The sequence below is a fragment of the Frateuria sp. sgz306004 genome (assembly GCF_057750885.1).
In genome coordinates this window covers 323,616-343,009 of sequence record NZ_JBYLFE010000006.1, presented here as the reverse complement: position 1 = coordinate 343,009, position 19,394 = coordinate 323,616, and the positions used below count along the sequence as shown (strand labels likewise).

14 protein-coding genes are annotated in these 19,394 nt (G+C 64.2%); 5 read left to right on the top strand and 9 right to left on the bottom strand.

Features of this window, described 5'->3' with window-relative positions; genetic code table 11:
* Positions 1-323 precede the first annotated feature (323 nt).
* Together AC3G2C_RS15225 and AC3G2C_RS15220 are read left to right on the top strand one after the other, a co-directional pair.
* Complete coding sequence (locus AC3G2C_RS15225) at positions 324-1,007, top strand: rhomboid family intramembrane serine protease (RefSeq protein ID WP_488385481.1); 684 nt, start codon at positions 324-326, stop codon at positions 1,005-1,007.
* Positions 1,008-1,016: 9 nt separating this feature from the next.
* Positions 1,017-1,340: a DUF1820 family protein gene (locus AC3G2C_RS15220; protein ID WP_488385470.1), complete on the top strand. Its 324-nt coding sequence runs from the start codon at positions 1,017-1,019 to the stop codon at positions 1,338-1,340.
* A 7-nt stretch (positions 1,341-1,347) separates the two neighbouring features.
* Here AC3G2C_RS15220 and AC3G2C_RS15215 read toward each other — a convergent pair whose 3' ends face one another.
* The 3 genes from AC3G2C_RS15215 to tfpB form a co-directional block, all read right to left on the bottom strand.
* Positions 1,348-2,472 carry a hypothetical protein gene (locus AC3G2C_RS15215; RefSeq protein ID WP_488385469.1) on the bottom strand — a complete coding sequence of 375 codons (1,125 nt, stop codon included), beginning with the start codon at positions 2,470-2,472 and terminating at the stop codon, positions 1,348-1,350.
* A gap of 87 nt (positions 2,473-2,559) precedes the next feature.
* Positions 2,560-3,282: a glutamine amidotransferase gene (locus AC3G2C_RS15210; RefSeq protein WP_488385468.1), complete on the bottom strand. Its 723-nt coding sequence runs from the start codon at positions 3,280-3,282 to the stop codon at positions 2,560-2,562.
* A 42-nt stretch (positions 3,283-3,324) separates the two neighbouring features.
* Positions 3,325-5,136 (bottom strand): type IV pilus assembly ATPase TfpB, encoded by a 1,812-nt coding sequence (tfpB, locus tag AC3G2C_RS15205; protein ID WP_488385467.1) that lies wholly within the window; start codon positions 5,134-5,136, stop codon positions 3,325-3,327.
* A gap of 92 nt (positions 5,137-5,228) precedes the next feature.
* On the opposite strand from tfpB, the gene glyQ reads away from it, so the two are divergent.
* Both glyQ and glyS read left to right on the top strand, forming a co-directional pair.
* Positions 5,229-6,140, top strand: a complete 912-nt coding sequence (gene glyQ, locus AC3G2C_RS15200) for a glycine--tRNA ligase subunit alpha (RefSeq protein ID WP_488385466.1) — start codon at positions 5,229-5,231, stop codon at positions 6,138-6,140.
* Positions 6,137-8,287: a glycine--tRNA ligase subunit beta gene (glyS, locus tag AC3G2C_RS15195; RefSeq protein ID WP_488385465.1), complete on the top strand. Its 2,151-nt coding sequence runs from the start codon at positions 6,137-6,139 to the stop codon at positions 8,285-8,287. The genes glyQ and glyS overlap by 4 nt, the downstream gene beginning before the upstream one ends.
* A gap of 74 nt (positions 8,288-8,361) precedes the next feature.
* Here the strand turns inward: glyS and AC3G2C_RS15190 are convergent, their stop codons facing one another.
* Positions 8,362-8,931, bottom strand: coding sequence for a helix-turn-helix domain-containing protein (locus tag AC3G2C_RS15190; protein WP_488385464.1), 570 nt, complete (start codon positions 8,929-8,931; stop codon positions 8,362-8,364).
* Positions 8,932-9,616: 685 nt separating this feature from the next.
* Between AC3G2C_RS15190 and AC3G2C_RS15185 the strand changes: the two genes are divergently transcribed.
* A complete protein-coding gene (locus AC3G2C_RS15185) occupies positions 9,617-10,492 on the top strand; it encodes a DUF1481 domain-containing protein (protein WP_488385463.1) in 876 nt (291 codons plus the stop codon).
* A gap of 139 nt (positions 10,493-10,631) precedes the next feature.
* Here the strand turns inward: AC3G2C_RS15185 and AC3G2C_RS15180 are convergent, their stop codons facing one another.
* The 5 genes from AC3G2C_RS15180 to mnmG form a co-directional block, all read right to left on the bottom strand.
* Positions 10,632-12,488, bottom strand: a complete 1,857-nt coding sequence (locus AC3G2C_RS15180; RefSeq protein ID WP_488385462.1) for an autotransporter outer membrane beta-barrel domain-containing protein — start codon at positions 12,486-12,488, stop codon at positions 10,632-10,634.
* Between the two features lie 179 nt (positions 12,489-12,667).
* Entirely contained in the window at positions 12,668-14,995 is a 2,328-nt protein-coding gene (locus tag AC3G2C_RS15175; RefSeq protein ID WP_488385461.1) for a Tex family protein, read from the bottom strand.
* Between the two features lie 90 nt (positions 14,996-15,085).
* On the bottom strand, positions 15,086-15,805 hold the full coding sequence (locus AC3G2C_RS15170) for a winged helix-turn-helix domain-containing protein (RefSeq protein WP_488385460.1): 720 nt from the start codon (positions 15,803-15,805) through the stop codon (positions 15,086-15,088).
* Positions 15,806-16,104: 299 nt separating this feature from the next.
* Positions 16,105-16,887, bottom strand: coding sequence for an RDD family protein (locus AC3G2C_RS15165; protein WP_488385459.1), 783 nt, complete (start codon positions 16,885-16,887; stop codon positions 16,105-16,107).
* Positions 16,888-16,957: 70 nt separating this feature from the next.
* Positions 16,958-18,835 (bottom strand): tRNA uridine-5-carboxymethylaminomethyl(34) synthesis enzyme MnmG, encoded by a 1,878-nt coding sequence (mnmG, locus tag AC3G2C_RS15160; RefSeq protein WP_488385458.1) that lies wholly within the window; start codon positions 18,833-18,835, stop codon positions 16,958-16,960.
* Positions 18,836-19,394 lie beyond the last annotated feature (559 nt).

The window sequence follows — 19,394 nt, the reverse complement described above, 5'->3', positions numbered from 1 at the left end:
GAAACGCAGCTGCGCCGATGGTAGTGTGAATCCTCATGCAAGAGTAGGTCACCGCCAGGGTCTTTATCCCTCAAACGCCTTCCCAATCGGGAAGGCGTTTGTCTTTGTACGTTCCTAAAGCATGCGTCAGCGTTGGGACATGGAACGGCTTGTTGCCTTACACCCGCCGCCTAACGAGCTCGGGGATAACTGATGCATCCCCGTTCGAGAAGACGTTTGCCTCTGCTTCACCTAAAAAGCGCTTCTACAGCGTCGGTGCGTGGAGTGCCTTGTCGCTATCATGCAAAGCCAGTCTGGCCTGTTTACCGTGGAGCGCCGTTCCCGTGTTCGTCCATGTTGAAACTCGTCGTCGCCATCACGTGCAGTGGGCCACCGTACTGCTGGTCGTCGCGTGCGTGATCAGCTTCGTTGGCCTGGCGTTGATGCCGCCGCCGCAGCGAGTATCCATGTGGCTCGAATGGGGCACGGTGCCCGCGAACATCTTCGATCCCAAGCAACCAATCCTGCCCCAGTTCGCTGATCCCGCCTTGCTACGGCTTGCCACGGCGTTGTTTATCCACCTGGCGTGGCTGCATCTCCTGGGTAACTTGTTGTTCCTAGTGATCTTCGGCATCTCTGCCGAGCGTGCGCTTGGTTCGGTTCGCTTCTTGTTGCTGTTCCTGATCGGTGGGGTTATCGCGAATCTGGTCGGTGCGCTGTCACTGGCGGGTGTGCGCTCGCCCATCATCGGGTGCAGCGGCGCAGTGTCTGCGGTGCTCGGCACCTATATCGCGCTGTTCCCGCGAGCGCGTTTGGGCTTGGTGCTGCCACTGGGCTTGTACCTGGAGTTTGTCCGCGTGCCGGCCTTTCTGTTGATCGGCATTTGGGTATTGCTGCAGTTGCTCTTCAGTTATGCCGGTCCCAGCTATGGAGCCGTGGTCTGGTGGACGCATATCGCCGGCTTCTTGTTTGGCGTGTTATTCGCTCTATTTTCGCGCGAAGCCATCGCGCGGCGCTTGCGCGGCTAAACTACGTTTATGCGGACCAAGAAACTCTACAAAGTGACCTTCCTCCACTTGGGCAAGTGCTACGAACTGTACGCCCGACACGTCGCCTCTAGCGGCTTATGGGGGTTCACGGAAGTGGGGGATCTCGTGTTTGAGCCGGTGGGCGAAGGTCTGCTGGTTGATCCAACCGAAGAACGACTACGCGACGAGTTCAAGGACACCCGCGTGCTGCACTTGCCGATGCAATCCGTCGTACGGATCGAGGAAGTGGAGCAGAAAGGAGCTCTGGTCATTCGCGATGCCAGCGATGGCCAGAAGATCACGCCTTTCCCGATGCCGCCCCGCGGCCGCTGATGCGTGGTCAGGCGTGCCGTATCACAGCGATCACGATTTCCACCACGATCAGCAGAATGATGGCGAGCTCCAGCAATTCGCCGCGCTTGCTTGATGCTTCTTCGTACAAAGCGGTATAGCTGTCGCGAATGATCGCCAGTTTGCGATCGACCGCCTTGCTCACGTGTGGCACGCGGAACAGCTCCAAGGCGGAAGCGTATACACGAGCGAGATAGACGTCCTCGGTGACTTGTAGTGCGTTGTCCACCTTCTCGGTGATTTCGGTGACTTCGGCAACAAGCGTGTAGAGGCGACGGGCAAGATCGGCATAGCGTCGCGCGGCGAATGGGCTGGCCGTGTGATGAGTGGCTTCCACCAGGTCATACATGCGTGGTAGCTCGGCGTCGAGCAATTCGTCGTAGTAGCGCAGCTCCAACAACTGGGCATTGGCCACCTCGAGGATGTCCACGACGTCAGAGTCGGCCCGTGGCTCGTAAATAAAGGCGCGATCCCAGGTAAGCACGGCAAGGTCGTCCGTGTAATAGGAAAAGCGCTGCCGCAGCAGATCCTGGCGTGCGGATTCAGAAAGCGCGCGACTCTCGCCCGAGAGCAAGGGCACCAGGTCGACTTCCTCATGCAGGTGCGCCGTGGATGTCACGCCGTCCAATGCATGCACGAGACCGAGTAGATAGTCCTCGTGCAACGAGGCAGCGCTAGGTCGCACCAGCGCGGGTCGCATCACTTCGACCAGCTGAGTGAGCAAACTGTCCCATGCCGACGTGCCGGAGCCATGACCCAGGGTGGCTTCTACGGCGTTCACACGCGCACAGTACTGAGCCCAATCCAGATCGTTGGCGGCGACCATGATGGAGAATGCCGCAACACCGAACTCGTACAACCGCACGACCACCGAAGCGACCATAACTTCTGCAGCGACGGTCAATGTAAGCGACGGTAGCGTGAGTTCCACTGGAGGAACCCCGAAGCTCACGGCTTTCGGGGGCGCACTGATCAGGCGGCCGCGTGCGGCGGCGGTGCGCGCATGTCGAGCCCACAATGCCTCGGCGGCGCTAAGATCGATCGTGTCCGAAATATCGACCAACCGCATCGCGATGACGGTGCCTTGGTGAACATGCGGTTGTCGAGCTTCCATGAAACGCCTCCATACCTCATGTGGCACCAAGCTCGCGCCACACGCCTAGGAGGATTCTAGGCATGCCCCATGACAAGGCGAGGTAGATCAGCCGGTGGCCAACCCATGGTGTCGTGCAAACTGGCGCAACAGGCGACGCGCGAGCGGCGTGGGCGCCACCTGGCGGAAGGCGTGGTGCGGATCGAAACCTTCCTTGTGCATCACATCGCGCTTGCGATGAATGTAGGCGCGCATGACGTCGGCGTTGAATTCGGGATGGAACTGCACGCTCATGGCGTTGGGGCCGTAGCGCAGCAGGTGGTGCGGGTCGCGCGCGGACTTGGCGAGCACAGTGGCACCCTTGGGGGTCTCCAGTACGCTTTGTTCGTGCGTGGTGTGGGCGCGGAATACCGAAGGCAAATGCGGCGCCAGCACGTCATTGGCAGCGGCCGGCAGCACTTCAATCGGCACAGTGCCGATTTCACGGCCGCCCGGCAGGTAATCCACGCGCCCTCCCAGCGCATGCGCCATCAGCTGGTGACCGTAGCAGACACCGAACAGCGGCAGCTCGCGGTCCATCGCGTCGCGGATCCAGCCGGCGGTGCGCTCGCTCCAGGGCGCGCGCTCGGTGACCATGGCGGCTGAGCCCGTAATCAAGGCACCGGCTACATCGCTTGGCGCAGGCAGTGTTTCTCCCGCTTCTACATCGATGACTCGCACGCGTTCCGGCGAGAGCTGTGCACCGAGGCGGAACCAATGGGGGAAATCACCGTGTCGTGCACGGATGGGATCGGGGGCGCGGCCGGTACGAATGATCAGGACGGGTTTCATGCGTGCATTGGTGATAGAGAGTTAATCGTCGATCATGCGGATTCAGGCTGAACCGTGCTCGATTGGCGGTATCACCGTGAGCACTTCTTTCACGGTGGTCACGCCGCGGGCGACTTGCTCGGCGGCGGAGATGCGCAGGGGCCGCATGCCCTCGGCCAACGCCGCATGGCCGAAGTGGCCTAGGTCCAGTTGTGCGGAGATAAGCCCGCGCAGGCGGGGCGAGAGCTGCATCATTTCGTAGACACCGGTACGTCCCATGAAGCCGGTGTTGCGGCATTCCAGGCAACCCACCGGGCGGAACACTTTCTCCGGCACAGGCATCGACCTGCCGTGGGTAAGCGCCGTCCACTCGTGTTCGTCCTGTGCAGTGGCTTCCTTGCAGTGCGGGCACAAGGTGCGCACCAAGCGCTGCGCCACCACGCCAGTGAGCGTGGACTGGATCAGGTAGTGCGGCACACCCAGATCCAGCAGGCGCGTGACCGCGCTGGGTGCGTCGTTGGTATGAAGCGTGGAAAGCACCAAGTGGCCGGTGAGCGACGCCTGCACCGCCATTTGCGCGGTTTCCAGGTCGCGGATTTCGCCCACCATGATGATGTCCGGGTCCTGGCGCAGCAGGGTGCGCACGCCGGCGGCGAAATCAAGGTCTATGGCGAGCTGCACCTGCATCTGGTTGAACTCGGCGGACACCATTTCGATGGGGTCTTCCACTGTGCACACGTTGAGCTCGGGCGTGGCCAGATGCTTGAGCGTGGAGTACAGCGTGGTGGTCTTGCCCGAACCCGTGGGGCCGGTGACCAGCACGATGCCGTGCGGACGCTCCACCATGCTTCGCCACACCTCCGCCTCGATGGCGGAGAAGCCGAGTTGGGCGAAATCCTTGGCCACGATGTCCGGGTCGAAAATGCGCATCACCACCTTTTCACCGAACGCGGTGGGCATGGTGGAAATACGCAATTCCACCTCGCGCCCGGCGCCGGAGCGAGTCTTGATGCGACCATCTTGCGGACGGCGCTTTTCAGCCACGTCCATGCGCGAGAGGATCTTGATGCGTGCGGTCACCGCGGTCATCACCGGCGGCGGCAGCTCGAACACTTTATGCATCACGCCATCGATGCGAAAGCGCATTTGCCCCGCCTCGCGCCGCGGTTCCAGGTGGATATCCGACGCGCGTTGCTCGAAGGCGTATTGCAGCAGCCAGTCGACGATGTGCACGACATGGCGATCGTCGGCGCCCACTTCGCCACTCTTGCCCAACTCCACCAGCTGTTCGAAGTTGAGGATGGCGGAGGAGTCGTAGCCGCTGCCCTTGGCGTCCTGTGCCAGCTGAATCGAGCGCTGCACGCCGTAGAACTCGAGCAGGTAGCGGTTGATGTCCAGTGGATTGGAGACCACCCGTTTAACGTCCTTACGCAGCATGTGCGCGAGGTCCGCCGCCCAGGCGTTGTCGAACGGCTCGCAGGTGGCAAAGGTGATTTCGCTCGGTGTGGCTGCTACCGGCAGGATGCGATGACGTTCGGCGTAGGCGCGACTGACCACCTGGGTCACCGCGGCCACGTTGATCTTCATCGGGTCGATCTTCAGGTACGGCAGGCTGGCGTGGCCGGCCAGCCACTCGGTCAACCCTTCCATGCTGAGCGGGCGGCCCGGATCGCGCTGATTGGGCAATTTGGCGTTCGCCACGATCACCAGCGGGTGCAGTTCCACCGTGCTGCGGCCGCTGCGGCTGCCCATGCGCACCTGCTTGGCATCCTCGGCCAGCACATAGCCGTCCACCACCAGGGCAGCCAGCAGTTCTTCCAGCGCCAGGCGGGGGCGGCGGCCCAGCAGGGAAACGGATTGCGGTGAGGCGGCCATGCGACGATTTCTCCCGGCGAAGTTTCCCCGCATCCAGCGGAGAAAGCGGTCCCGGCTATACTAACGCGCTTTATTGAAGCTCACGGGAAGCCATGTCCGCGCGCACATTCCAGGATGTGATCCAGACCCTCAACCGCTATTGGGCGGCCCAGGGTTGTGTCTTGCTGCAGCCCCTCGACACCGAGGTCGGCGCCGGCACCTTCCACCCCGCTACCTTTCTGCGCTCGCTCGGTCCCGAGCCGTGGTCGGCGGCCTATGTGCAGCCCTCGCGCCGCCCCACCGACGGCCGCTACGGCGAAAACCCCAACCGCCTGCAGCATTACTACCAGTACCAGGTGGTGATGAAGCCCAACCCGGACAACATCCTGGACCTGTACATCGGGTCGCTGAAGGAGCTGGGCCTGGACCCGCTGGTGCACGACCTGCGCTTTGTCGAGGACAACTGGGAATCCCCCACGCTCGGCGCCTGGGGCCTGGGCTGGGAGGTCTGGCTGAACGGTATGGAGGTGACGCAGTTCACCTACTTCCAGCAGGCCGGCGGCCTGGAGTGCCGTCCCGTCACCGGTGAGATCACCTACGGTCTCGAACGCCTGGCGATGTACCTGCAGAACGTGGACAACGTCTACGACCTGGTGTGGACCGAAGGCCCGCACGGCAAGGTCACCTACGGCGACGTCTTCCACCAGAACGAGGTGGAGCAGAGCACCTACAACTTCGAGCACGCCAATGTGCCCGAACTGCTGCGCTGGTTCGACGTATGCGAAGGCGAGGCCAACAAGCTGATCGCCGCCGGCCTGCCGCTGCCGGCCTATGAGCAGGTGATGAAGGCCAGCCACACCTTCAACCTGCTCGATGCGCGTCGCGCCATCAGCGTGACCGAGCGCCAGCGTTACATCCTGCGCGTGCGCACGCTGGCCCGTGCGGTGGCCGAGGCCTATGTGGCGCAGCGCGAGAAGCTGGGCTTCCCCGGCCTGAAGAAGAACGTGAAGGAGCAGGCCGCATGAGCGCCGCACACAAGCCGCTGTTGATCGAACTGGGCACGGAAGAACTGCCGCCCAAGGCGCTGGACGAACTGGCCGGCGCGTTCCTGCGCGGCATCTGCGACGGGCTGGGCAAGCGCGGCGTGGAAGCGAGTCTGGACGAGGCGAAGCTGTACGCTTCGCCGCGCCGTCTGGCCGTCTATATCCCCCAGGTGGCGCTGAACCAGCCTGAGCAGAGCATCGAGCGCCGTGGCCCGGCCGTGAACGCTTCGCTGGACGCGAGCGGCCAGCCAAGCAAGGCGTTGCAGGGTTTTGCGCAGTCATGCGGCGTCACCGTCGAGCAGCTGGAAAAGCTGGAAACCGACAAGGGTGCCTGGTTCGTGTTCCGCGCGGTGAAGCCCGGCCAGCCGGTGGCCACGCTGTTGCCGGAGATCGTGGAAGAAGCGCTCAAGGGCCTGCCGATCCCCAAGCCGATGCGCTGGGGCGACCATGACTACACCTTCGTGCGCCCGGTGCACTGGCTGGTGATGCTGCATGGCGCGGACATCGTCGACGGTGGCGTGCTGGGCCTCAAGAGCGGCCGCCAGTCGCGCGGCCACCGCTTCATGCATCCGCAGCCGGTGCATATTGCTGATGCCGACAGCTGGCTCGACCACATGCGTGCCGCCAAGGTGCTGGCCGACCCGGCCGAGCGTCGCCAGAAAGTCCGCGACGAGGTGGTCCGCGCCGCCAGGGAAACCGGCGGCGTGCCGCAGCTGGACGATGCCCTGCTCGACGAAATCGCCAACCTCACCGAATGGCCGGTGGCTATCGCCTGCCAGTTCGAGCGTGACTTCCTCGCCGTGCCGCCGGAAGCGCTGGTCACCACCATGGAGACCAACCAGAAGTTCGTGCCGGTGTTCGATGCCGAGGGCAAGCTCACCGAACATTTCATCGGCCTGGCCAACATCGACAGCAAGCAGCCTAGCGAGATCCGCAAGGGCTACGAGCGCGTGATTCGTCCGCGTTTTGCCGATGCCAAGTTTTTCTGGGACGAGGACCTCAAGACTCCGCTGGCCGGTTACCAGGACGCGCTCAAGAACGTCACCTACCAGCAGTCGCTGGGCAGCCTGTGGGACAAGAGCGTGCGCGTGGCCGAACTGGCCCGCATCGTGGCCGGGCGCGTGGGCGTGGATGCTGGCGCCGCCACTCGTGCCGCCGCGCTCAGCAAGTGCGACCTGCTCACGCGCATGGTCGGGGAGTTCCCCGAACTGCAGGGTGTGATGGGCCGCTACTACGCGGCGCATCATGGTGAAGCAGCCGATGTCGCCGAGGCGCTGGATAGCTACTACCAGCCCCGTTTCGCCGGCGACGCCATCGCCGCGGGCGCGGTAGGTCGCGTGCTGGCGGTCGCCGATCGCCTGGACATGCTGGCCGGCATCTTCGCCGTGGGCATGAAGCCCAGCGGCAACAAGGATCCCTTCGCCCTGCGCCGCGCCGCGCTTGGCCTGGCCCGCACCCTGGTTGAGGGTGGCTTGGAGCTGGACCTGCGTGGCACCTTCGTCGAGGCACTCGAACTGTTGCCGGAAGCCGCACTGGCGGCTGGGCTCAAGCCGGGCAAGGACGGCAAGGCGCCCGTGCTGAATGCCGGTCAGCGCCGTGCGGCACTGACCGATGAATTGGTGGAGTTCGTGCTGGAGCGCCTGCGTGGCTACTACGCCGAGCAGGGTTTTACCGGCGAGCAATTCGAAGCCGTGCTGGCCGTAGCCCCGACCAGCCTGGTCGATTTCGACCGCCGACTGCGTGCGGTGGGTGAGTTCGGTCGTCGCCCCGAGGCGCTCAGCCTGGCGGCTGCCAACAAGCGCGTGGCCAACATCCTGCGCAAGCAGGCCGAAGAGGCCGGTGCACCCGTGGTGGGTACGTCGGTGGACCCGGCGCATTTCGAGGCCGACGCCGAACGCGCGCTCGCCGCTGCGCTGGATGCCGCCCGCGCCGATACGGTCGCACCGCTGCAGGCCGGTGATTACGGTGCGGTGCTGAGCCGATTGGCTCAGTTGCAGGCACCGGTCGACGCCTTCTTCGATAGCGTGCTGGTCAATGCCGACAACCCGGCCGTACGTGCCAATCGACTGGCCTTGCTGGGCCAGCTCAAAGCCCAGTTCGGCGCTATCGCCGATATCGCCCGTCTGTAAACGGCGGGTCATGGCCCAACAAAAACGGCAGCCTCGCGGCTGCCGTTTTTTTATGCCTCAAACAAGGGGGGCGCTCAGGCGACGATCTGGCGACCGCGCTTCACGCGCTCGTGCAGGCGCTGGTTGAACGACACCATGGCCCCGGCATCCACATCGTTGCCGCCGGGACCCAGGATTTCGTACAGGTCAGCCAGCATGTCCGCATTGTCTGCCAGGGTCAGGCGGCTCTCAGCCAGGTCCAGCTCCGACTGCAGAATGCGCAGGGCCGTGTTCAGGCGCTGCGGATCCATGGCGATGCCGCTGGCGTTGAGCGTATCGGCCGCCGTGCGCAGCTTGGAGCGATGGCGGTTAGTGGACGCTTCGGCGTTGGGCAGCTCCTCGCCGGAAGCAATGGCGTCCGTGGCCTGGATCTGACCTTCGCCCGCCACCAGCCACACCAGGGAAATACCCAAGGTCTTGGCCAGCGTCACGCAACGCGCGCGGGAGGGATCGGTGTTGCCGTCGCGCCAGCTGCGCACAACGCCCTCGGAGAAGCCGCACATGCGGGCGATTTCCGTAACGCTGCCCACGCGCTGAATCAGCACCTTGATGCGGTCGGCGAAGGTGTTCGTGGATTCGATGGTCGAAAATTTTTGCGTATTCATCGCGGTTTCCTGGCGGATGGCGACTCGTTGTGACGGAGCGTGAACCGTAAATCGCGGTTGGAACGTGAAACAGGCTTCCAGCGGGTGAAAACTGCCGCACTATCCGTCCGCGGGTTTCGAAAGTTTTTTGGGTTTTTCTGCCCCGAGGGGCAACTTCTGCCGATTCCAAAAACGCAATGGCGGCGATTTGGTAATCAGGTACTTGCCAATCCGTTCAGCATCCAGACAGGAAATCTGGGCCGCTAAACCCTTACCAGCAGTGACATACGGGGTTCCGTCCCAACGCGCGCCGGCCCGAAAGCCAGGGCGCGACATTATGTAACGTAAGTTGCCCTTCAATAAACTTACGAAATGGATAGTGAAGACTCTTACGGTGAACTATTCATCCCCGAAAGAGCCGGTGACCAGGGGCGCGCTCAGGGCGATGACCCTATGCGATTGGCCAGACAGGGCTGCCAGGGGGTGTCGTTCAAAAGCTTGCGCTTTTTAACTTTGGTGCTGGGCCAGGCGTAGGGCCAAGGTGCGTTCCCTGCGGGCGCAAATCGATACGCAAGCGCATGGAGCCAACTTTTACAAGCCCTTACCTTTGGGCTATGCTGGAAGCTTCCCCCGTGGAGAGTCGAGGCGTGTTTGGGCGTCTGACGGTTCTCGCGTTAAGCCCTGACAGTCGATAGAGGTTTTTCCCATGCGCAGGTTGGTTTGGTCGCTGATGTCGGTCGCGGCACTGGCTCTCGCCGGTTGCGGCAATTCTTCCGATTCGTCCCAGAACGCTGCACCGGGTGGCGCTTCGTCCGCAGCCTCGGGCAACGCCGCCGCGCCGGCCAAGGCCAATGCGATCACCGGCCAGGTGACGCTGCGTGATGCCGCCCAGGTATCGCCGGCCGCGAAGCTGCAGCTCACTCTGATCGACGTGTCCACGCCGGATGCGCAGCCGCTCGCTACCAAGGCGGTGGAGCCGGCCAACACCTTCCCGCTTTCGTTCGAGCTGGAGTTCAATCCGGCCGATGTGAACCCGGCTGGCCTGTATGTGCTCAAGGCCGACCTGGTCGATGGCGATCGCCATTACACCCCGCCGCTGCAGACCCAGGTGCTGACCAAGGGCGCGCCGATGCAGGTGAACATCCAACTGGTGGCCGAGCAGACCGCTGGTGAGAAGGAGCTGGCTGCCTTCACCGCCGTGCAGAAGCAGATTGGCGGCATGAAGATCAGCAACGGCACCAAGCTGGACGACAAGGTGTCGCGCGGCTGGCAGGTGTTCCGTGAGGCGGGCGAAGTGAAGTTCATCCGCGAGCAGGTCGACTACGGCGACAAGGGTTTCACCAGCACCGATTTCGCCTACAAGGACGGCAAGCCGTGGGTGGCCGTGCAGCAGAAGAAGTCCAGCAAGGACGCCAAGCCCACCTCCACCGAGCGTGCGGCCTGGGCGCAGGACGGTTCGCTGGTGCTCAAGACCTCCGAGTCGGGCGGCAAGACCTCCCCGCTGAGCGATGACGACGCGGCTAGCCTGCAAAAGCAGGCCCAGGCGATCCTCAGCATGGCGACCGGCGGCAAGGGCAAGTAAGCCCACCTGCTTCGGCGCCACCATCAAAGCCGCTTGCGCAAGCAGGCGGCTTTTTTGTTGCCCGTGCGTTGGCGTGCAGGCCATAAAAAAGGCCGCCCACTGATGCGGGCGGCCCTTGGCTCAGCGATGAAGACCTGACTTAGAAGGCGTACTTCAGGCCCAGGTTCACGCTGTTGTACTTCTGGCTGCTGTCGCTGAAACGGCCGCTATAGCCCAGCCAGCCGGTGAGGGTCTGGCTGAACTGGGCACCCAGGCCAACGTCGGCGGTGCCCCAGGTCTTGTCCGGGCTGAAGCCGGCCAGACTGAAGGTGCCTGGCATGGTGTTGAGGCCGGCGGTGACCATGCGCGTGTCGGCCTTGCTGTCGTGGTTCCAGGCCAGTTCGGCGTACGGGGTGAGCATGATGCCGCCCGCCTGCCAATGACCCTGCACGCGCCAGCCCAGAGTGGAGATCAGCGCATCGCGCTGCTGGCTGCCGAACCACATGGCACTGCTGTCGTCACCGCTTTCGTTGTAGCCGTTGACCTTCACCGTCTGCCACTCGACGGTGGCGAAGGGGCCGGTGCGCAGGCTGGACACGTCGAACCACCAGCCGCCAGTGAGGCCGCCGCCGACGTGATTGCCATCGGCTTTGGCGCTTTCGGTGCGTTGGTAGTTACCCAGCACCACGCGACGCTCGATGTTGGAGAAGTTGTCCTGGCCAAAATCCACATAGCCGCCAATGTAGCCGCCGCCATGCTGGTAGGTGAGGTAACCCAGGCCCGACACATCCTGCAGCTTGTAACCGCCACCGCCTGTGTAGTCGGCGTTGTGCTGGCCGACGTTCATCGCCACGCCGCCGGACAGATTCTCGTTGAAGCGCACATCGGCGCCCACGGTAAGGTTGACGTTGTTACTGGTGGTGCGCGGCGAGCTCGTGCTGCTGTCGAAGCGCTGGTCGCCGTAATCGACATTGGCGAACACACGGGTGTCGCTGCCCTGGCCATCGGCCAGCATCTGGTTGCGGATGGCACGGTTCTGCGCCGAGATCGAGGACAGCGGTGCTTCCGCCAGCAACGAGGCATAGCCGGGGGCATTGATGATGGACATTACGTACTGGCCGAGCATCACGTCAGCGGCGCGGCTGGGATGCACTCCATCGGCGAACAGGTAAGTCTGGTCCGCGCCGGTCGGGTACTTGAACGGCAGATTGGAGCCCTGTGGGCCGCACAGCACGGAGCTGGAGCCGGCGCCGCAAGCAGCCTGGGTGACGTTGGTGAAGCCGAAAGCCGCCGGGTTCGCCACCACTTCGTTGACCAGGGCGAACGTATTCACCGGAATGACATTGAGGCCATTGTTGCTGAGCTGGTTGATGCCCGCTTGCAGAATGCCGTTGTAGACCAGCGATAATTGCGTGCCGCCCGATTGTGCAGCGGCGCCGCCCGCGACGCTCTCCGGCGTTTTGCCGATGTCCGGCAGGTTGTAGACCACCACGTACTTGGCGCCAGCCGCCTGAAGGCTGCCCAGCAGCTTCACTTCGGCCGTGGCCGCAGCGGCGGTGCCGGCAGCAATGGTGTTGGCGTCGGTATAGGCACCGGTGAGGTAGAAGATGTCATTGGCACCGCCCCACACCTGGTAGAGCGTGTGCGGGTCGGCCTTGCCGCCGGTGCTGGCCAGGTAGGCCTGCAACTGCTGCGGAATGTTCTGGATGGTCAGCGTGGTGGCGTTGTTGATGAAGCCCGCGCCGCCCCAGGCATAGTCGGTGCCGCCGGCCTGCGATGGGGTGATGGGCAAGCCCAGCGCTTGCGCCACGTTTTCCACTGCGGTGGAGCCCGGGTTGGTGGTGAAGCGCGTCGGTGGCTGGTTGCCGGGGAAGTACTTCAGCGAAATGTTGCCGGCATCGCTCAGGCTGTCGCCGAACACCACCACATTGTTGAAACGGCTATCGGCCGCGAATGCATGGGAACTGAAGAGCAGGGCCGAGGTGACGGCGCCCGCGAGTAGGCGAAGACGAGGCATGACGAAAACACTCCTGGGCTGAATAGCCATTTGTTATTCCATTGTTACGGTAATGCAAGCCCGTACGTGCGCGCATGCTGCGCCGCATCGCGACGGCCTGCGACGCTGCCGAAAGAACCTGCAATAGAAACGGGGACGACCGCTGGGCGGTCGTCCCCGCTTGGGTACAGCGATGGAGCTTAGCGCTTCATGGCGCGCGAAAGCGCGTCGGCGAACGCGCTATTGGCCGGTGCTGGCGCCGCCTTCGGGGTGCTGCCACCCGGTCGCGGACCACGGTTGTCACGCGGTCCGCGCGCATCGTTACCACCGGCAGGGCGGCTGCCACGGGCCTGCTGGCCCGGCTCGTCGTCCAGGCGCATGGACAGACCGATGCGCTGGCGCGGCAGGTCCACTTCCATCACTTTGACCTTGACGATGTCGCCGGCCTTTACCACGTCGCGCGGGTCCTTCACGAAGGTGTGCGACAGCGCGGACACGTGCACCAGGCCGTCCTGGTGCACGCCGATATCCACGAACGCGCCGAAGGCGGCCACGTTGGTTACGCGGCCTTCCAGCACCATGCCAGGGCGCAGGTCCTTCACCTCTTCCACGCCTTCGGCAAAACTCGGTGCCACGAATTCCGGGCGGGGATCGCGGCCGGGCTTCTCCAGCTCCTTGAGGATGTCGCGCACGGTGGGCACGCCGAAGGTCTCATCGGTGAACTGCTCGGCCTTGAGGCCGCGGAGAAATGCCGTGTCGCCAATAATGTTACGTACCTCGCGGCCACATTGGGCGATGATGCGCTCCACCACCGGATAGGCTTCCGGGTGCACGGCGCTGGCATCGAGCGGGTTGTCGCCGTTGGGCACGCGCAGGAAGCCCGCGCACTGCTCGAACGCCTTGTCGCCCAGGCGTGGCACCTTGAGCAGCGCTTTGCGGTTGGCGAAGGGGCCGTTGGCGTCGCGATGCTTCACCACGTTTTCGGCGACGCTGGCGGATAGGCCGGCCACGCGCGACAGTAGCGCGGCGGAGGCGGTATTCACGTCCACGCCCACCGCGTTCACGCAGTCCTCGACCTTGGCATCCAGTGCGCGCGCCAGCTTCACCTGGTTCACGTCGTGCTGGTACTGGCCCACGCCGATCGCCTTGGGTTCGATCTTTACCAGTTCGGCCAGCGGATCCTGCAGGCGACGCGCGATGGACACGGCGCCACGCAGGCTCACGTCAAGATCGGGGAATTCCTTGGCGGCGGTTTCGGAGGCCGAATACACCGACGCACCCGCTTCGCTCACCACAATCTTGGAGAGCTTGAGGTCCGCATGCTTCTTGATCAGCTCGCCGGCCAGCTTGTCGGTTTCACGGGACGCGGTGCCGTTACCGATGGCGATGAGGTTGACGCCGTGTTGCTTGCTCAGCAGAGCGAGTCGCTGGATCGACTGATCCCACTGATTGCGCGGCTCATGCGGATACACCGTGTCGGTGGCCAGCAACTTGCCGGTGGCATCGACTACGGCCACCTTCACGCCGGTGCGGATGCCTGGGTCCAGGCCCATCACGATCTTGGCGCCGGCGGGCGCGGCCAGCATGAGGTCCTTGAGGTTGTCGCCGAACACACGGATCGCTTCGTCCTCGGCGCCTTCGCGCACACGGCCGAACAGATCCAGCGTGAGGTGCAGATGCAGCTTCACGCGCCAGGTGAGGCGCACGGTTTCGCGTAGCCAGGCATCGGCCGGGCGACCGCGATCGACGATGCCAGCACGCGAGGCCACGCGGCCTTCGCCTTCCAGATGGCCTTGCTCGGCGTCCAGCGCGGGCGCGAGTTCGAGTTCGATCACGCCTTCGTTGCGTGCGCGCATCAGCGCCAGCAAGCGGTGCGAGGGAATCTTGCCGATCGGTTCGACGTGGTCGAAATAGTCGCGGAACTTGGCGCCCTCGTTCTCCTTGCCTTCCACCACCTTGGCGCGGATCTGGCCCTTGTCCCATAGCCAGTCGCGCAACTCGCCCAGCAGGGTGGCGTCTTCGGCGATGCTTTCCATCAGGATGGCGCGGGCGCCGTCCAGCGCGGCGCGCACATCAGCCACGCCCTTCTCGGCGTCCACGTACGCCGCGGCGACCGCTTCGGGCGACTGCGAAGGGTCTTCACGCAGCCCGGTGGCGAGCGGCTCGAGGCCGGCTTCGCGGGCGATCTGCGCCTTGGTGCGGCGCTTGGGTTTGTACGGCAGGTAAAGGTCTTCCAGGCGCGCCTTGGTGTCGGCGGCGAGAATGTCGCCCTTGAGCGCATCGGAGAGCTTGCCCTGTTCCTCGATGCTGGCAAGGATCGCGCTGCGGCGCTCTTCCAGTTCGCGCAGGTAGCGCAAGCGCTCTTCCAGCAGGCGCAATTGCGTGTCGTCGAGACCGCCGGTCACTTCCTTGCGGTAGCGCGCGATGAACGGCACCGTGGCGCCACCGTCGAGCAGATCCACTGCGGCGCGCACCTGGTCTGACTTGGCGGCGATGTCCTGGGCAATACGTTGTTCGATGCTGAGCATGAGGCTGAATCGATTCCTGTGCGTTCGACAAGCCGGCAGCCGCCTGGGCGAGCTGCCGAACGTCCGATGATAGCAAGTCGGCGCGTGGGCTCAGTGGCTTGCGGCAGGCGCGTGTTCAGGCCGCATCGGCAGGAACCCTGCAGCCCCCGCGCCGGGGTAGTTTGATGCCAGGCGGCGCGTATGCGGCCACCGATGCGTGTGTTGGGCGTTGTTGTGTGCCATGGGCATCAGCACCAGCGCAGGGCGTGGCAGCACGCGCGGCGAGGAGAGCCGCTCGCTAGGTGCATGCCATAGGCTGACTGCCGCAAGCACCGCGACGATCACCACCACCGTAAGCAAGGCCGCGAGCCATTGCAGAGGGGGAGAAGGGCGTATCGACGGCGCTGGCGGCATGCGCGCGCGAAAGGTCTCGGCTGGCGCATGCACGACGCTGTTGTCGGGCTCGTCCTCGGTCACGGTCAATGGAGCGACCGGCACGCGGTGAACTTCGCCGATGAAGCGGTAGCCGAGGCTGTGTACGGTGGCAATGTAACGCGGCGAGGAGGCGCAGTCGCCGAGTGAGTGGCGCAGTTGCGACACCGCACGCGTCAGCACGCCGGGCGTGACGTGGCGGTGGCCCCAGGCGGCATCGAGCAGATCATCCTTGCTCACGACTTCGCCGGCCTGCTGCAACAACACCAACAATACGGCGTAAGCCTTCGGTTCCACCGAGAGCTGAGCACCCGCGCGTTCGAGTCGATGCGAGCGCGGCTCCACGACCAGATCATCGCAGAGATAGATCCATGCGCCATCGGCGTGAAACTGGGCCATGACCGTGCCTAGTTCGTAGCCCCCTGCAATGCGCAAGCTTGCTACCGCCGAGCGTGCGCGTGCATCCCCCATAGGTCATAAGCGCCAAGCACACATGATGCGCGACCGAATCGACGTCCAAACAGTCGAGCGGTCGACGAGATGATGTGCATGATCCGTGAGCGCGAGCGTGGCGTGAATCGCGTGTTGCGCTGGTGTTCGTCTCAGGCGCCTTGCGCGTGGCTTGTATGCTTCTTCGCCCTTGCGCGTGCCGAGGAGAATGCCGGGCGGTCAGATCATTGACGCGCCCGGCGATGCAATTACGCGTCGAACGAACCGCTGCGATGCGGGGCGTCGCGTGACGGGGTCGATGCCTCGTTTGCGCGTCCGTTGACCACCAGAGTCTGCGCCAGCATGTCGTGCAGACCCTGCTTGCGCTGAGTCCAGGCGATCATGAGAAAGCCGATGCACAGCATGAAAGCGCTGAGCAGCTTGCCGAAATAGCGCCCCGTGGCGCGCAGGAAGCCAATGCGCTGACCTTGCAGGTCGGTGACGCGAATGCCGAGGGCGAGCTTGCCGAGCGTCGCCTGCCAGGGCGAGCTTTCGCACGCAGCGAAATACAACCAGGCAAGCACCGTCTGCGCGAGCATGGCGGGGCCAAGCGCGGTCACGTACGTATCGAAAGCCTGGAGCATCAGCGTGGGGTCGGTGCCAGCGGCGGCCTTGGCATGCATGTAGGTCTCCGCAGCCTGCGTCGCCCCCAGCAGGTTGCTCAACAGCATGTTGGGAATCCACAGCACAAGGGCGTCGAGCACGTAAGCGCCGAAGCGCTTCCAAAAGCCCGCGTAGCTCGCCTGCGCAGCCGCGATAGGCTGCTCCTGTGCGTAAGTGGCCGGCGGTGCACCCTCGGGTGGCGGCGCGAATGCTGGCGGCTCGGCCCGGCCTTCATCCGGAAACAGTTGCGACAGTGGCTGCCAATCGCTCATGCCGTCGTACCAGCCCAGGTCTTTCGGGCTCAATTGACCGCTGCGCAGCCATTGGCGCACATCGGCTTCCTTGTAGGGGCCGTGTCGCTCGCCGTCCCGACCGATCCAAACTTCCATGAGGCACTCCGCGATGAACTCGATGGCGCCCATGATGCCACGCGCGCTGAGCGCCTGGCGCGCGGTCGGTTCAGGCCGCGTCGCGGCGCTTGAGATGCACCAACAGGAGTGAGATCGCCGCCGGGGTGACACCGCTGATGCGTGCGGCCTGGCCGATGGTTTGCGGCTGGGCGCGCTTAAGCTTGAGCAGCACTTCGGCCGACAGGCCGCGCACCTTGTCGTAGTCGAAGCCGCCGGGGATGGTCGTCTGTTCGTGTCGGCGCTGGCGCTCAATTTCTTCGCGCTGGCGCTCAAGGTAACCGGCGTACTTGGTTTGTACTTCCACCTGGGCGGCCACGTCGGCATCGGCCACGGCCGGGCCAATACCATCTACCGTCGTGAGGGTCGCGTAATCCAGTTCGGGGCGGCGCAGCAGGTCCAGCGCATTGGTCTCGCGGCTCAGCGTGATGCCAAGTTGCTGCGTTACCTTGGCACCCAGAGCATTGGCTGGCGCGGCCCACAGCGCACCCAGGCGCTGCGTTTCGTGTTCCACCGCCTCGCGCTTGGCGCGCAGCGCGTCGTAGCGTGCCTGAGGTACCACACCCAGGCGGTGACCGGTTTCGGTGAGGCGCAGGTCCGCGTTGTCTTCGCGTAGGTGCAGGCGGTACTCGGCGCGCGAGGTGAACATGCGGTACGGCTCGATCGTGCCGTTGCTGGTGAGGTCGTCGATCAGCACGCCGATATACGCCTCGTCCCGGCGCGGGAACCAGGGCGCCTCGCCCTTCACGGCCAGTGCCGCGTTGAGGCCGGCGATCAGGCCTTGCGCCCCGGCTTCTTCGTAGCCCGTGGTGCCGTTGATCTGGCCGGCGAAATACAGGCCGTCGATGGCCTTGGTTTCCAGCCACGGCTGAAGACCGCGTGGGTCGAAGTAGTCGTACTCGATGGCATAGCCGGGGCGGGTGATGTGGGCGTTCTCGAAACCCTTGATCGAGCGCACCAGCGCCAACTGCACGTCGTACGGCAGCGAGGTGGAGATGCCGTTGGGGTAGATCTCGAAGGTGTCCAGGCCTTCCGGCTCAATGAAGATCTGGTGCGAGCCCTTCTCGGCGAAGCGCACCACTTTGTCCTCGATGGACGGGCAATAGCGCGGGCCTACTCCTTCGATCTGCCCGCTGTACAGGGGCGAACGATCAAGCGCACCTCGAATCAGCTCATGGGTTTGCTCGCTGGTGTGAGTAATCCAGCAACTGACCTGGCGCGGATGTTCGGCGCGAGAGCCCAGATAGGAAAAGACCGGAGCGGGATCGTCGCCGGGCTGTTCCTCCAGGCCGGTGAAATCGATGCTGCGCAGGTCGATGCGCGGCGGCGTGCCAGTCTTGAGGCGGTCAGCCGCCACTGGCAGTTCGCGCAATTTCTGCGCCAGCGTGCTGGCCGGCGGATCGCCCGCGCGGCCGCCGGCGTACTGCGCGGAGCCGATGTGGATCTTGCCAGCCAAGAAAGTGCCGGCGGTGAGCACAACGGCCCGGGCATGGAACTTCAAGCCCATCTGGGTGACCACGCCGGTGACGCGATTACCCTCAACGATCAGGTCGTCCACCGCCTGCTGAAACAGCTCCAGATTCGGTTGGGTCTCCACGATGTGGCGGATCGCCGCCTTGTACAGCGCACGGTCGGCCTGGCAGCGCGTGGCGCGTACCGCCGGCCCCTTGGAGGCGTTGAGGGTGCGCCACTGGATGCCTGCGCGATCGGCCGCGCGCGCCATGGCGCCACCCAGGGCGTCGATTTCCTTGACCAAGTGCCCCTTGCCGATGCCGCCGATGGCTGGGTTGCAGCTCATCTGGCCGATCGTCTCGATGTTGTGGCTCAGCAAGAGCGTGCGCGCGCCGGTGCGGGCTGCCGCGAGGGCTGCCTCGGTGCCGGCGTGGCCGCCGCCGATCACGATGACGTCGTAAGGGGTTGGGTGAAACATGGCTTGCTGCCCTGAAATGTGCAGGAATGGACCAAATACGGCGCTAATGGTAACGCCTCCGGCGGCTTCCAAGCCCTGGCATGCTTCCTGCTTAGACTTCCTCGCACTTTCACGGGCAGACGCTGCGCGGCAACGCGCGCCGAGATCGAACGACAGGGGTTCGATTGCGTGCCGGGAGAGGAAGCAAGACGGCGCCCCTTGGGGCGCCGTCGTTTTTTGTGGCCCGGCGCCATCAGGCGCTTGCTCGGGGCCTTTAGAAGATCTGGCGCCCGGCGGTCTCAGGAACAGGGGGAATCCAGGATGACCGTGTTGCCGGGCGCCAGAAACTGGAAACAGTTCGCTGGCAGCCGCTTTTTGCTGCGAGTTGGGTCGGATATTTACGCCTCTTGCGTGAACGTGGAGTGACTAAAACGCCCGTTTGTGCCAAGTCTCGGCAACTGCTGACGCGCAGCGTCAATTCGTGATGCATGCACCGACAAAACGTGATCGTCATCACATTGATGGCACGCCTGTTGCTTTCCCTCCTCGGCCAGTCAAGGCAATTGTTCTGGGGGGACTC

Coding starts and splice junctions, on each gene's coding strand:
- AC3G2C_RS15220 (WP_488385470.1), top strand. CDS start 1,017: ATGCGGACCAAGAAACTCTACAAAGTGACCTTCCTCCACTTGGGCAAG.
- AC3G2C_RS15215 (WP_488385469.1), bottom strand. CDS start 2,472: ATGGAAGCTCGACAACCGCATGTTCACCAAGGCACCGTCATCGCGATG.
- AC3G2C_RS15210 (WP_488385468.1), bottom strand. CDS start 3,282: ATGAAACCCGTCCTGATCATTCGTACCGGCCGCGCCCCCGATCCCATC.
- tfpB (WP_488385467.1), bottom strand. CDS start 5,136: ATGGCCGCCTCACCGCAATCCGTTTCCCTGCTGGGCCGCCGCCCCCGC.
- glyQ (WP_488385466.1), top strand. CDS start 5,229: ATGTCCGCGCGCACATTCCAGGATGTGATCCAGACCCTCAACCGCTAT.
- glyS (WP_488385465.1), top strand. CDS start 6,137: ATGAGCGCCGCACACAAGCCGCTGTTGATCGAACTGGGCACGGAAGAA.
- AC3G2C_RS15190 (WP_488385464.1), bottom strand. CDS start 8,931: ATGAATACGCAAAAATTTTCGACCATCGAATCCACGAACACCTTCGCC.
- AC3G2C_RS15185 (WP_488385463.1), top strand. CDS start 9,617: ATGCGCAGGTTGGTTTGGTCGCTGATGTCGGTCGCGGCACTGGCTCTC.
- AC3G2C_RS15180 (WP_488385462.1), bottom strand. CDS start 12,488: ATGCCTCGTCTTCGCCTACTCGCGGGCGCCGTCACCTCGGCCCTGCTC.
- AC3G2C_RS15175 (WP_488385461.1), bottom strand. CDS start 14,995: ATGCTCAGCATCGAACAACGTATTGCCCAGGACATCGCCGCCAAGTCA.
- AC3G2C_RS15170 (WP_488385460.1), bottom strand. CDS start 15,805: ATGGCCCAGTTTCACGCCGATGGCGCATGGATCTATCTCTGCGATGAT.
- AC3G2C_RS15165 (WP_488385459.1), bottom strand. CDS start 16,887: ATGGAAGTTTGGATCGGTCGGGACGGCGAGCGACACGGCCCCTACAAG.
- mnmG (WP_488385458.1), bottom strand. CDS start 18,835: ATGTTTCACCCAACCCCTTACGACGTCATCGTGATCGGCGGCGGCCAC.